This window comes from Comamonas sp. wu1-DMT (genome assembly GCF_040187805.1).
In the GTDB taxonomy this organism is placed as follows: Bacteria; Pseudomonadota; Gammaproteobacteria; order Burkholderiales; family Burkholderiaceae_C; genus Comamonas; species Comamonas thiooxydans.
Genome location: NZ_JBANEM010000004.1, coordinates 41,201 through 53,728 on the forward strand (window position 1 = coordinate 41,201; position 12,528 = coordinate 53,728).

The 12,528-nt window shown below is 61.7% G+C and carries 11 protein-coding genes; 5 read left to right on the plus strand and 6 right to left on the minus strand.

Annotated elements, in window-relative coordinates; all coding sequences use genetic code 11:
* The first annotated feature begins 13 nt into the window (after positions 1-13).
* Positions 14-1,234: a DesA family fatty acid desaturase gene (locus V8Z78_RS07940; protein WP_349731211.1), complete on the plus strand. Its 1,221-nt coding sequence runs from the start codon at positions 14-16 to the stop codon at positions 1,232-1,234.
* Here the strand turns inward: V8Z78_RS07940 and V8Z78_RS07945 are convergent.
* Positions 1,209-1,604, minus strand: a complete 396-nt coding sequence (locus tag V8Z78_RS07945; RefSeq protein ID WP_349731212.1) for a hypothetical protein — start codon at positions 1,602-1,604, stop codon at positions 1,209-1,211. The two genes, V8Z78_RS07940 and V8Z78_RS07945, sit on opposite strands and share 26 nt — an antisense overlap.
* A 118-nt stretch (positions 1,605-1,722) precedes the next feature.
* Here V8Z78_RS07945 and V8Z78_RS07950 point away from each other — a divergent pair, with 118 nt between their 5' ends.
* Complete coding sequence (locus V8Z78_RS07950) at positions 1,723-3,327, plus strand: aminotransferase-like domain-containing protein (RefSeq protein WP_349731213.1); 1,605 nt, start codon at positions 1,723-1,725, stop codon at positions 3,325-3,327.
* Positions 3,328-3,343: 16 nt separating this feature from the next.
* On the opposite strand, the gene V8Z78_RS07955 is transcribed toward V8Z78_RS07950, so the two are convergent.
* The 4 genes from V8Z78_RS07955 to trxB form a co-directional block, all read right to left on the minus strand.
* Positions 3,344-4,102 (minus strand): hypothetical protein, encoded by a 759-nt coding sequence (locus tag V8Z78_RS07955; protein WP_349731214.1) that lies wholly within the window; start codon positions 4,100-4,102, stop codon positions 3,344-3,346.
* Between the two features lie 127 nt (positions 4,103-4,229).
* Complete coding sequence (rpmG, locus tag V8Z78_RS07960; RefSeq protein WP_003058233.1) at positions 4,230-4,400, minus strand: 50S ribosomal protein L33; 171 nt, start codon at positions 4,398-4,400, stop codon at positions 4,230-4,232.
* Positions 4,401-4,420: 20 nt separating this feature from the next.
* The gene (rpmB, locus tag V8Z78_RS07965; RefSeq protein ID WP_003058229.1) at positions 4,421-4,654 is read right to left on the minus strand and encodes a 50S ribosomal protein L28; all 234 of its coding nucleotides are present in this window, start codon (positions 4,652-4,654) and stop codon (positions 4,421-4,423) included.
* A gap of 277 nt (positions 4,655-4,931) precedes the next feature.
* Positions 4,932-5,885 (minus strand): thioredoxin-disulfide reductase, encoded by a 954-nt coding sequence (gene trxB / locus V8Z78_RS07970; protein ID WP_003067867.1) that lies wholly within the window; start codon positions 5,883-5,885, stop codon positions 4,932-4,934.
* Positions 5,886-6,143: 258 nt separating this feature from the next.
* On the opposite strand from trxB, the gene V8Z78_RS07975 reads away from it, so the two are divergent.
* Together V8Z78_RS07975 and lolA are read left to right on the plus strand one after the other, a co-directional pair.
* On the plus strand, positions 6,144-8,504 hold the full coding sequence (locus tag V8Z78_RS07975) for a DNA translocase FtsK (protein WP_349731215.1): 2,361 nt from the start codon (positions 6,144-6,146) through the stop codon (positions 8,502-8,504).
* Positions 8,505-8,526: 22 nt separating this feature from the next.
* Positions 8,527-9,162, plus strand: a complete 636-nt coding sequence (lolA, locus tag V8Z78_RS07980) for an outer membrane lipoprotein periplasmic chaperone LolA (RefSeq protein WP_012837199.1) — start codon at positions 8,527-8,529, stop codon at positions 9,160-9,162.
* Between the two features lie 126 nt (positions 9,163-9,288).
* Here lolA and brnQ read toward each other — a convergent pair whose 3' ends face one another.
* Positions 9,289-10,617: a branched-chain amino acid transport system II carrier protein gene (gene brnQ / locus V8Z78_RS07985; RefSeq protein ID WP_046460308.1), complete on the minus strand. Its 1,329-nt coding sequence runs from the start codon at positions 10,615-10,617 to the stop codon at positions 9,289-9,291.
* A 399-nt stretch (positions 10,618-11,016) separates the two neighbouring features.
* On the opposite strand from brnQ, the gene V8Z78_RS07990 reads away from it, so the two are divergent.
* Positions 11,017-12,357, plus strand: a complete 1,341-nt coding sequence (locus V8Z78_RS07990; protein WP_349731216.1) for a replication-associated recombination protein A — start codon at positions 11,017-11,019, stop codon at positions 12,355-12,357.
* The last annotated feature ends 171 nt before the right edge of the window (positions 12,358-12,528 follow it).

Here is a 12,528-nt window from a genome sequence, read left to right on the forward strand (position 1 = left end):
GGCTTTGTTATTTATGTCGCTGGATATAGCCTCGATCTGGAATGCCGTCGTGGATTGGATGGCCAATGGCCTGTGGGATCTGTCGTGGTGGCAGTTGCTGCTCTACACCCTGATCACCACCCACTTCACGATTGCGGGTGTCACCATCTATCTGCACCGCAGCCAGGCGCATAGGGCGCTGGATCTGGGGCCTATTCCCTCGCATTTCTTCCGCTTCTGGCTCTGGCTGGGCACGGGCATGGTGACCAAGGAATGGGTGGCCATCCACCGCAAGCACCATGCCAAATGCGAGACTGCGGATGACCCGCACAGCCCGCAGACGCGCGGCCTGGGCAAGGTGATGCGCGAAGGTGCCGAGCTGTACCGCGCCGAGGCCAAGAACGAGGAAACGCTCAGGAAATACGGTCACGGCACGCCCGACGACTGGATGGAGCGCAACATCTACCGCCATTCGGTGATGGGCCCCTCGCTGATGCTCATCCTGAATGTGGCGCTGTTCGGCGTGATCGGCCTGTCGATCTGGGCCGTGCAGATGGTCTGGATTCCATTCTGGGCTGCGGGCGTGGTCAACGGCGTGGGGCATTTCTGGGGCTATCGCAACTACGAGGCGACGGATGCCTCCACCAATCTGGTGCCCTGGGGCCTCATCATCGGCGGCGAAGAGCTGCACAACAACCACCATACCTTTCCCACTTCGGCCAAGTTCTCCGTCAAGCCCTACGAGTTCGATATCGGCTGGGTCTATATCAGCCTTATGCAGAAGCTGGGCTGGGCCAAGGTCAAGAAGACCCCGCCGCGCCTGCGCATGGGCGCCGTCAAGCCCGTGGCTGACGAGCTGACGCTGGAGGCCATCATTGCCAATCGCTACGAGGTCATGGCCCGTTATGCGCGCGGCGTGCGCACGGCAGTTCAGCACGAGCTGGATCTGCTCAAGCAGAAGCAGGCGCAGAAGTCGGATGTTTCCCTGCTCAAGGGCGTGCAACGCTGGCTGCACCGCGATGCCGACAAGGTGCCCGAGCGTGCCCAGGGCCAGCTGGCGCAGGCGCGCGCTGCGCACCCGGTGATTGACCAGATGCTGGTCATGCGTGAAGAGCTGCGTCAGCTGTGGCTCAACACCAGCCTGAGCCGCGAGCAGCTGACAAGCCAGCTGCAGGCCTGGTGCCAGCGTGCCGAAGCCAGCGGCATCGCGGCACTCAAGGATTTCTCCGTCAAGCTGCGCGCTGCCCACGTCTGAGGCCGAGCTTGCCAAGCTGCAGCCAGATTCTGGCAAGCGCGAAGCTCAGGCCTTTTCCCTCTTCAAGCCGCTGCGCTGCCCTGTTCGGGTGGGGGCGGCTTTGCTGTATCTGAGCCGCCGGATATTGAATCCAGGCCGCACCTGCCGGCGTGCTCAGTTGCACCCAGGTGCGACTGGGGCAACGCCAGCTTTGCCCGGTTTGCAGCACCATGACCTGACCGAAGTGATTGTCGGTAAAGCTCAGCGGCCCAATGGCCAGACGCAGCGGCCCTTGCTGGCAGAACAGTTCGCTGCCTGGTTCAAACAGCAGCGACGCGGCTTGGCCGTTGTTGAGACTATGTGTTTTCGGGGTGGGGTCCGGCTGTGACATGGTGGCTAGGGGTCTGTGATTCAGGCCTCAAGCGTAAGGAAGCACGGCTTGGCAGAACAGGCACAGCAAGCGTTCCGTGCAGGCGTAGCAGCGTGGATTGCTGTGCATCTGTTCCGGTATGTTTGCTGACAATCTGTATCTGTTGCAGAACAGGGCTTGCTGGCATGATGCCTGCCCGGTCCTGCGTTTTGTCATCATGCTGACTTCCTCCCTCTCCGAATCACAGCCTGTCGATCATGCGGCAAGCGATGTGCTGCTGCCGCTGTATCAACGGCTGGCCGCGCACTACAGTGCAGCCATAGAGTTGGGGAGCCTGAAACCCGGGGAGCGCATGCCGTCGGTGCGCGAGTTGATGGCGCGGCATGACATCAGCCTCTCGACGGCCTTGCAGGTGCTGCGTTTTCTGGAAGCGCAGGGCTGTCTGGAGGCCAGGCCCCGCGTGGGCTACTTTGTGTGCGCGACGAGGACGGGCGATATTCCTCTGACCAGCGAACCGGACCTGAGCCAGCCGCTGTCTCCCGGCGCGCATGCGCATTTCGTGGGCATCAACGAGCATATTTCTCTGCTGCTCGAGCGCGGCCGTCAGGCCGAGGTCTATATGGACATCGGTGGCTGCACGCCGCCTGCCTCCTTGTTCGATCATCACTATCTGAACAAGACCGTCACCCGGCTGCTGCGCGAGCATCCGACCCTGCTCTCGCAGGGGCGCTCTCTGCTGGCCAATCAGGGCAATCATCCGCTGTTTCAGCAGGCCATGGCCAGACGGGCGCTGGCCTCCGGTATCCGTGTGGCGCCTGCCGATGTGCTGGCAACCACCGGCAATTCCGAAGCGGTGAGTCTGGCGCTGGCTGCCGTGGCATCACCCGGGGACATGGTGGCCGTCGAATCGCCAACCTATTACGGCCTGCTGCAGGTGGTGGAGTCCTTGCAGCTGAAAACGCTGGAGATTCCCTGCAGCCCGCGCACCGGCATGTCCATCGAGGCGCTGGAGCTGGCCTTTCAGACCCAGCCGCGCCTGAAGGCCGTGGTGGTGGTGCCGGATCTGCAGATGCCGCTGGGCGCGCGCATGCCGGATGAGAATAAGGCCAGACTCGTGGCCCTGTGCGCAGCCCATGGGGCGGCGCTGATCGAGGACGACTCCTACGGTCTGTTTGTCGAAGGGCTGGCGGTGAAGCCGCTCAAGGCCTGGGACAGTGTCTCCGGGCATGTGATCTATTGCCAGGCCTTCAACAAAAGTCTGGCGCCGGGCCTGCGCCAGGGCTGGATGAATGGCGGCCAATGGCATGGCCGCATCCAGATGCTGAAATTTGCGCAAAGCCGCAATACCCAGACGCTGGGGCAGCTGGTCGTGGCCGAGGTGCTGGGCTCACCCACCCATCAGCGCAGCCTGGAAAAGCTCAGGCAGCAGCTCAAGCGGCAGCGCGAGGCCATGGCCAGACTGGTGGCACGTCATTTCCCGCTGGGCACGCGCATGAGCCTGCCAGGCGGTGGCCTGTGCCTGTGGCTGGAGTTCCCCGCGCAGATGTCAACCTCGGACCTGTTCACGGCAGCCCTGGCGCGCGGCATACGTATTGCGCCGGGCAGCATGTTTTCCAACTCCGGCAGGTATGAGTACTGCATGCGCCTGGCCTGTACCCATCCGGTCGACGAACTCATGGAGAGGGCGATGCAGGATCTGGGCGCGATGGCCTGCCGGCAACTGGGGCAGAGTCCGCGCAGCTAGCGCTGGCCGGGGTCCTTTACTTCGTCGGCTGACCGGCCATGCACTTGCTCAGGAATTCACGGGCCTTGCCGCCTTCCTTGTAGAAGGTGCTGATGACCTCCTTGCCTTCCACAGAGACCTTGAAGCGGGCTTCTTCCTCTTCCCCAAGCTCCTTGACCAGTGCTTCGGGGCCGCCCAGCGCGTAGACGATGGCTCCCCATTTGCCATTGGACATGGTGTAGTTGATGGCGCCGACCTCCTGGGGCCGGTCCTGGTTCTGGGTCAGAGTGGTTCTGATCTTGCGCGGACTGGCGGGCTGGGGAATGTCCATGCCCAGAAAGGTCAGCAGGGCACCGTTGTGCTTGGCCGTGGGGCCGGAAAGCTGAACGGCACCGGACATGCTGCCAAAGATCGCCGCACATTCACGACCGGAGCGCGGGTTTTTCTCGTCATGCGAAAACATCCAGTAGCCCTTGCGCAGCTTCTGATACTGCGGGTCTTGTGCAATTCTCTGTCCTTCCTTGATCAGCTCCTGCCCCTCGCGCAGCAGCTCCAGCTGGCTGCGCGCCAGACCGCCCAGGGCATCGGCAGGCGACGGTTCGGGGCGCTGGGCGGCGGCTGGCGCGGAGCTGAACTGCTCGCAGACGGGCACCGAGGCCAGACCCGGTGAGCCGCCTGTCATGCCGACCTGGCGCTGGCCGGGGCCGGGTCCCGTGGGGCAGATGAAGGTCTGGCCGAAGACGGCTGGCGACACGGCAAGCGAAAAAAGCAATGTGCTCAGCGTCCGGTGATTCATGCAATCCATCCCTGTTCGTTGCAAAGTGCCAAGTATAGGGAAGGTCGCTGCGTCAGCTGTCGCGTCGCGAAGGCATGAAAAAACCGCCTGCACTTGCGTGAGGCGGTTTTTCAAGAAACAGGCCGAATTACTTCAGCTTGGTTTCCTTGTACTCGACGTGCTTGCGAGCCTTGGGGTCGAACTTGATGATCGACATCTTTTCAGGCATCGTCTTCTTGTTCTTGGTCGTTGTGTAGAAGTGACCGGTACCAGCAGTGGAAGCCAGCTTGATCTTTTCGCGTCCGCCTTTAGCAGCCATGGTGTTTCTCCTTCAGGAAATTAAGCTTGGCCACGAGCGCGCATGTCTGCGAGCACGGAGTCGATACCGTTCTTGTCGATCAGGCGCAGAGCAGCGCTGGAAACGCGCAGGCGCACCCAACGGTTTTCGCTCTCCACCCAGAAGCGGCGGTATTGCAGGTTGGGGAGGAAACGACGCTTGGTCTTGTTGTTGGCGTGGGAAACATTGTTGCCCACCATGGGCTTCTTGCCCGTAACTTCACATACGCGTGCCATTGGGACACTCCGATAGTTGAATCGGCCGCCGGCTCTGGAATCCTGCAGGAGCAGGAGGTGCCGACAACCTCACCTCGCCAGTTTGTAATGGGTGGCGGTAGCCCGATTGCGGAAGTCCCGAAACACGGTAAAGCGCGAACCTGGAATTCAGCAAAGTCTGCGATTATAGCGTTTTCGCAAAAAAGCCCCTGGTGCCGGCCAAAACTGGCCAAACCCAAGGGCTTTTGCGCCGAATATGCGCTAACAACCGCTCAAACGCCGAAGCGCCTTGGCGTCATCAGGATTCCTGTTCCAGGAAGCGCTGGGCGTCCAGGGCCGCCATGCAGCCGGTGCCGGCGCTGGTGATGGCCTGGCGGTAGACATGATCCTGGCAGTCGCCGGCGGCGAATACGCCGGGTACGCTGGTCTGGGTGGCAAAGCCCTTGAGACCTCCCTGGGTGATGATGTAGCCGTTTTCCAGCTCCAGCTGACCCTGGAAGATGTCGGTGTTGGGGTGGTGGCCGATGGCGATGAAAGCGCCTTGCAGCTTGACCTCTTCGGTGTGGCCGTCCTGCGTGCTCTTGATGCGGATGCCGGTCACGCCACTCTGGTCACCCAGCACTTCATCCAGTGTGAAATGGGTCTTGAGCTCGATCTTGCCTTCCTCGACCTTTTCCATCAGCTTGTCCACGAGGATGGGCTCGGCCTTGAACTTGTCGCGGCGGTGCACGAGGGTGACCTTGCTGGCGATGTTGGAAAGGTAGAGGGCTTCTTCTACGGCCGTGTTGCCGCCGCCGATCACGCAAACGGGCTGCTCGCGATAGAAAAAGCCGTCGCAGGTGGCGCAAGCGGACACGCCGCGACCCATGAAGGCTTCCTCGGAGGGCAGGCCCAGGTACTTGGCCGATGCGCCGGTGGCGATGATCAGCGAGTCGCAGGTATAGACGCCGCTGTCGCCGGTCAGGGTGAAGGGGCGCTTGGAGAGGTCAACCTGGTTGATGTGGTCGAAAACGATTTCGGTCTTGAAGCGCTCGGCATGTTCCTGAAAACGCTGCATCAGCTCGGGGCCCTGCACGCCCATGACGTCGGCCGGCCAGTTGTCCACTTCGGTGGTGGTCATCAACTGGCCACCCTGGGCCATGCCGGTAATCAGCAGTGGCTTGAGGTTGGCACGGGCCGCGTATACGGCAGCGGTATAGCCGGCAGGGCCGGAGCCGAGGATGAGAACTTGTGCGTGTTTGGTAGAGGACATGGAGCGGAACTCTGAAAAAAGCAGGCCGACAGCCGGCGCGCGGTCATGAAAACATTGGGAAGATGTGGGAGTATCGCTCCGGATCAAGGTCTGCGCGTGCAGCTGTTTTTAATCACCGGAATTGTTAAAAATGATAGTGACGAAGCGAATCCGGCTACCGTATGGCAGTTTTGTTGCATGTGCTTGCATTACGCTGAGCGATCGTCTTGGCCGAATGCACCGCTTGGATAAGGGCCTAAGGTAAGCTTGCGCCTGCGTATGACATATACATTGAACGCTTCGAACGCGTCTTCTTCCAGCAAATCAAAATCCCGCGCTGCGACTCCGCGCTATGGAGTGATTCGCTTCAGCCAGGAGGTTTTGCTGTTGATCGGCCTGCTGGCGCTGGTGTTCTGGCTCATGGCCATGTTCACCTACTCGCCGCAAGACGCAGCCTGGTCCACTTCGGGCGCCGGGCAAAAGCCGTTTGTGCACAACTGGATGGGCCGTGTGGGCGCCTGGCTGGCCGATGCCTGCTACTTCGGCTTCGGCATGTCCATCTGGTGGCTGGTACTGGCCGCCGTGCAGACCTGGGTGACATCGCTGGTGCGCTGGATGCGTGGCGGGGTGAACAAGGACGGCAGCCCTCTGGCGCTGATGCCGCTGTGGCGCCGTCGCTTTCTGTTCTGGGGCGGTCTGGCCATTCTGATGATTGCCAGCTGCGCGCTGGAATGGACGCGTCTGTACCGTTTCGAAAACTTGCTGCCCGGCCCTGCCGGTGGCGTGTTTGGCTACATGATGGGCTTCAATGCCCTCAAATGGCTGGGTTTTGCGGGTTCGGGCCTGATCGGCATCTGCCTGTTCGTGCTGGGCGCTGCCATGGTGTTCGGCTTTTCCTGGGGCAAGCTGGCCGAAGGCCTGGGCGCGCGCCTGGACGGCATGGTGCAGTTTGGCCGCGAGCGTCGCGAAATTGCCAAGGATGTCTCTGTCGGCAAGAGAGCGGCCCGCGAACGCGAGGAAGTGGTGTTTGACCGCAGCGAAGGTGCGATCGCTGCACCGGTGCATCAGCCTGTGCAGATCATCGAGCCCGTGCTGCAGGAGACCAGTCAGCCCAGCGCCCGGGTGGTGAAGGAGCGCCAGAAGCCGCTGTTCACCGATCATCCGGACAGCAAGCTGCCTCAGGTGGACCTTCTCGACCAGGCCCAGCAGCGCCAGGAGCTGGTGTCTGCCGAGACGCTGGAGATGACCAGCCGGCTGATTGAAAAGCGCCTCAAGGACTTTGGCGTGGAAGTGCGCGTGGTTGCGGCCATGCCCGGCCCTGTGATCACACGCTACGAGATCGAGCCTGCCACGGGCGTCAAGGGCTCGCAGATCGTCAATCTGGCCAAGGATCTGGCGCGTTCGCTGTCCCTGGTGTCGATTCGCGTGATCGAGACCATTCCCGGCAAGAACTATATGGCGCTGGAGCTGCCCAATGCCAAGCGCCAGTCGATCCGTTTGTCCGAAGTGCTGGGCTCGCAGGTCTACCACGACGCCAAGAGCCTGCTGACCATGGGTCTGGGCAAGGACATCGTGGGCAACCCCGTGGTCGCCGACCTGGCCAAGATGCCCCACGTGCTGGTGGCCGGCACGACCGGCTCGGGCAAGTCCGTGGGTATCAACGCCATGATTCTGTCTCTGCTCTACAAGGCAGAGGCGCGCGATGTGCGTCTGCTCATGATCGATCCCAAGATGCTGGAAATGTCGGTCTATGAAGGCATTCCCCATCTGCTGTGCCCCGTGGTCACCGACATGAAGCAGGCGGCCAACGGACTGAACTGGTGCGTGGCCGAGATGGAGCGCCGCTACAAGCTCATGAGCAAGCTCGGTGTGCGCAATCTGGCCGGCTACAACAGCAAGATCGACGAGGCCAAGGCGCGCGAGGAGTCGATTCCCAACCCCTTCAGCCTGACGCCCGAGGAACCCGAGCCGCTGCAGCGCCTGCCGCACATCGTCATCGTGATCGACGAGCTGGCCGATCTGATGATGGTGGTGGGCAAGAAGATCGAAGAGCTCATCGCCCGCCTTGCGCAAAAGGCGCGTGCGGCCGGCATTCATCTGATCCTCGCGACCCAGCGCCCCAGCGTGGACGTGATCACCGGCCTGATCAAGGCCAATATTCCGACGCGTATTGCCTTCCAGGTCTCCAGCAAGATCGACAGCCGCACCGTGCTGGATCAGATGGGGGCCGAGACCCTGCTGGGCATGGGCGACATGCTGTACATGGCCAGCGGTACAGGTCTGCCTATTCGCGTACATGGCGCTTTTGTCTCCGACGACGAGGTGCACCGCGTGGTCAGCTATCTCAAGGAGCAGGGCGAACCCGACTACATCGAAGGCATTCTGGAAGGTGGCTCTGTCGATGGTGAGGGGGGTGATGACGATGGCGAAGGCGGCGGCGAAAAGGACGAGCTCTACGATCAGGCAGTAGAAATCGTGCTGAAAGACCGCAAGGCCAGCATTTCCTACGTTCAGCGCAAACTGCGTATCGGCTACAACCGATCGGCCAATCTGCTCGAGCAGATGGAAAAGGCCGGCCTGGTCAGCTCGCTCACATCCAGTGGGCAGCGCGATGTTCTAGTTCCGGCCCGCAGCGAGTGAGCCACGCACAAGAGAGAGAGTCATGAAACGTCTTTTGACTGCAATTTTGATAGCTGGCAGTGCAAGTGCAGCAATGGCTGATGGTCTGAAAAGCCTTGAGTCCTTCATGAAGAATGCCCAGGCGGGCAAGGCCGACTTCACCCAGTCCGTGACCTCGCCACCCAAGTCCGGGCAGGAGGCGCGTACCAAGGTGTCCAGCGGCAGCTTCGAATTCCAGCGCCCCGGCAAGTTCCGTTTCAACTACACCAAGCCTTTTGAGCAGCTCATAGTAGCCGACGGCAAGACGCTGTGGCTGTACGACGCCGACCTGAATCAGGTGACGGAGCGTGCCCAGGCCCAGGTGCTGGGCAGCACGCCAGCGGCCATCCTGACATCGGCCACCGACCTCAAGGCCTTGAAGGCCGATTTCGAGCTGGGCAACCAGCCTGACGCCGATGGCCTGGAATGGGTGCTGGCCAGCCCCAGGCAGAAAGGCGGTCAGCTCAAGAGCGTGCGCATAGGCTTCACACCCGAAGGCAAGCTGGCTGCGCTGGATATCGAGGACAGCTTTGGCCAGCGCTCGCTGATGCAGTTCAAGGGCCTGCAAACCCAGGCTTCGCTGCCGGCATCGACCTTCCACTTCACGGTGCCCAAGGGGGCCGATGTGCTCAAGCAGTAAAGATCGCGGCGCGCATCAGCAAAAAGGCCTGCGGATTGTGTCCGCAGGCCTTTTATATGCAGGAATCGGGTTTGAGCCCTTGTGAGTGGAACGCAGCCAGCTACGCTTTGGTGGGGGCTGTTGTGATCAGGCGCGCGTGGCGTTTGCGGCACTTTGCTTGTTGCCGATGGCGAAGTCCAGTAGGCCTGCAATCACCAGCACACCTAGCACAGGGGCGACCCAGCCCATGCCCAGGGCGGCGCCGGGCAGCTTGTCCAGCCAGGCGGGCACCAGTGCATCAAGATTGGCAGCCTTGGCGGCGTCAAACAGGCCGAAGACCAGGGCGGTGCCCATCACGGGGATGTAGACGCGCGGTGGCTGATTCCAGCGATGCAGCAGGCTCAGGGCGATCAGGGCGATGGCCACGGGATACAGCCCCACAAGCACGGGCACGGCCACGGCGATCAGCTGGGCCAGGCCCTGGTTGGCTACGGCTGCACTGAACACCGATAGGCCGATGACCATGGTGCGGTAGGAGATGCCGGTCAGCTCACTGAAGAAGCTGCTGCAGGCCGTGATCAGGCCCACGCCGGTGGTCAGGCAGGCCAGCATGATGACGATGGCGAGCAGCCACAGGCCTGCGGGGCCGAAGGTCTGCTGTACAAAGGCTGTGAGAATCTGCACACCGGTGGTGGCGTTGGCGGCCAGTTGGCTGTTGGTGGCGCCCAGATACATCAGCGAGACATAGACCAGGCCCAGGCAGGTCGCGGCAATGATGCCGGCGTAGATGCAGTAGCGCGTGTGCAGCTTGCTGTCGCTCACGCCGGCAGCCTTGATCGCGTTGACGATGACGATGCCGAAGATCAGCGAGGCCAGGGCGTCCATGGTCTGATAGCCCTGCAGAAAACCTTCGGAAAAGGCGGCTGCCTGCGTGGCATAGGCCTCGGTGCTGAGACTGTAGCCATCCACAGGGGCCAGCACGGCGGAGCCGCCGAGAACGGTCAGCGCCAGAATCAGCACGGGGGTGATGATCTTGCCCACGTTGTCCATGAGCTTGCCGGGGAACAGCGACAGCAGCGCCACCGCCACAAAGTAAGCGATGGTGAAGGCCAGCAGCATGGCGGGTGTGTTGCCGACAAAGGGAGCCAGACCCATCTCGAAGGATACGGTGGCCGTGCGCGGCGTCGCAAACAGAGGGCCGATGGTCAGATAGATGGCCACGGCCAGCACCAGGCCGGCAATGCGGCCTATGGGGCTGGTCAAGGTGTCCAGGCCGCCACCCACACGTGCGAGAGCGACTACGCCGAGAAGGGGCAGACCGACACCCGTCAGCAGAAAGCCTGTCGAGGCGCCGAGCAGGTTTTCACCGGCTGCCAGGCCCACCATGGGTGGAAAGATGATGTTGCCGGCCCCGAGGAACAGGGCAAAGGTCATGAAACCGAGGGCAAAAATGTCCCAGGTCTTGAGTTTTTTCATACGCGTAGACTCAGACGTGCAGCGCTGGCACGCCCTGTAGCAGTGTGGAGCCAAGGAAAGTTGCGGATGCTTTCGATTGATTTCTGGCTGATGGCGGTAGCCCTATCAGGCACAGGCATTGCGCGGCGCAGATGAGGCGGCCCGCAATGAATCTAAGCGCGCTGCCAGGCCTGGCTGGCCTGATTTTTGGCAGGCCGGATGGGGGCAGTGCCTCCATGGGGCGAGGGGTGGCCTCGTTAATGGAGAGATTGAATCCGTTGAAACGCTATTTTCTCTTATGAAAAATTCTGATAAGGATGCAGGGGTTAAGGTGGATAAGCATTGACTGCCTTCGGTGTGCAAGCAGCCCCAACCCATTTGGATGCACAACTGGCCGGAGAGTCGGATACTTGAGGGGTCATGGTTACGCACAACAACTCCTCATCTTCAGCCATTCCTCATCAGCCCCTGGCCGAGCGCCTGCGGCCGCACACTCTGGCCGAAGTCATCGGCCAGCAACATGTGTTGGGAGAGGGCATGCCGTTGCGCCTGGCCTTCGAGTCGGGTCGCCCGCACAGCTGCATACTCTGGGGCCCGCCGGGGGTGGGCAAGACCACGATTGCGCGCCTGATGGCCGATGCCTTTGATGCGCAGTTCATCTCCATCAGCGCCGTGCTGGGCGGCGTCAAGGACATCCGCGAGGCCGTGGAGCAGGCGCAGGCCGCCCAGAGCGGACTGCTGCAGCAGCGCACCATCGTGTTTGTGGATGAGGTGCACCGCTTCAACAAAAGCCAGCAGGACGCTTTCTTGCCCCATGTGGAAAGCGGGCTGTTCACCTTCATCGGAGCGACCACGGAAAACCCCTCGTTCGAGGTTAACTCGGCCCTGCTTTCGCGGGCGGCGGTCTATGTGCTGCAAAGCCTGACTCCGGACGACTTGAAGCAGATTGTGACCAAGGCCCAGGCCATCCAGGCGATTCCGGCGATCGAGGACGAAGCGCTGGAGCGCCTGATTGCCTATGCCGACGGCGATGCACGGCGCTTGCTGAACACGCTGGAGACCTTGTCCATCACGGCCGAGCAGGCCGGGGTGCAGAGCATCACCGATGCCTGGCTGCTCAAGGTGCTGGGCGAGCGCATGCGCCGCTATGACAAGGGCGGCGAGCAGTTCTACGACACCATCAGCGCCCTGCACAAATCCGTGCGCGGCTCGGACCCCGATGCGGCGCTTTACTGGTTTTGCCGCATGCTGGATGGCGGTGCCGACCCGCGCTATCTGGCGCGCCGCATCGTGCGCATGGCATGGGAAGACATAGGACTTGCCGACCCGCGTGCCATGCAGATGTGCAACGATGCCGCTGCGACCTATGAACGCCTGGGTAGCCCCGAGGGCGAACTGGCCCTGGCCCAGGCCGTGATCTACCTGGCCGTCGCGCCCAAGAGCAATGCCGGCTACATGGCCTACAACAAGGCCAAGGCCTTTGTGAAGGGCGACACCACCAGGCCTGTGCCGCTGCATCTGCGCAATGCCCCCACCAAGCTGATGAAGCAGCTGGACTACGGCCGGGATTACCGCTATGCCCACAGCGAGGAGGGCGGCTTTGCGGCGGGCGAGCGCTATCTGCCTGAAGGAATGGAAGACCCCGGCTTCTACCAGCCCGTGGCGCGGGGGCTGGAAATCAAGATCGGCCAGAAGCTGGCGGAGCTCAAGGCGCTCAACAACGCCGCTCGTGCGGCAGATGACGAGCCGGCAGGCTTGTAAAGAGCGAGTTGCCCAGGTGTTGCAAGACTGGCACTAGTTGAATGCTGCATTTTTTGCGGTGTTTTCAGGGTTTTTCGCTAGATTGAGTAGCAGCACATGACTAAGTGCCTGTATTTATTGGACTTGCATTGCCGATGAAATTGTTGCGATGCAGCATTTTGGGGTTGCGCA

Bases quoted from the DNA above. Each gene is read 5' to 3' on its own strand.
- V8Z78_RS07990 (WP_349731216.1), top strand. From the start codon at position 11,017: ATGGTTACGCACAACAACTCCTCATCTTCAGCCATTCCTCATCAGCCC.
- lolA (WP_012837199.1), top strand. From the start codon at position 8,527: ATGAAACGTCTTTTGACTGCAATTTTGATAGCTGGCAGTGCAAGTGCA.
- rpmG (WP_003058233.1), bottom strand. From the start codon at position 4,400: ATGGCTGCTAAAGGCGGACGCGAAAAGATCAAGCTGGCTTCCACTGCT.
- V8Z78_RS07955 (WP_349731214.1), bottom strand. From the start codon at position 4,102: ATGAATCACCGGACGCTGAGCACATTGCTTTTTTCGCTTGCCGTGTCG.
- rpmB (WP_003058229.1), bottom strand. From the start codon at position 4,654: ATGGCACGCGTATGTGAAGTTACGGGCAAGAAGCCCATGGTGGGCAAC.
- V8Z78_RS07975 (WP_349731215.1), top strand. From the start codon at position 6,144: ATGACATATACATTGAACGCTTCGAACGCGTCTTCTTCCAGCAAATCA.
- V8Z78_RS07940 (WP_349731211.1), top strand. From the start codon at position 14: ATGTCGCTGGATATAGCCTCGATCTGGAATGCCGTCGTGGATTGGATG.
- trxB (WP_003067867.1), bottom strand. From the start codon at position 5,885: ATGTCCTCTACCAAACACGCACAAGTTCTCATCCTCGGCTCCGGCCCT.
- brnQ (WP_046460308.1), bottom strand. From the start codon at position 10,617: ATGAAAAAACTCAAGACCTGGGACATTTTTGCCCTCGGTTTCATGACC.
- V8Z78_RS07950 (WP_349731213.1), top strand. From the start codon at position 1,723: ATGTTTGCTGACAATCTGTATCTGTTGCAGAACAGGGCTTGCTGGCAT.
- V8Z78_RS07945 (WP_349731212.1), bottom strand. From the start codon at position 1,604: ATGTCACAGCCGGACCCCACCCCGAAAACACATAGTCTCAACAACGGC.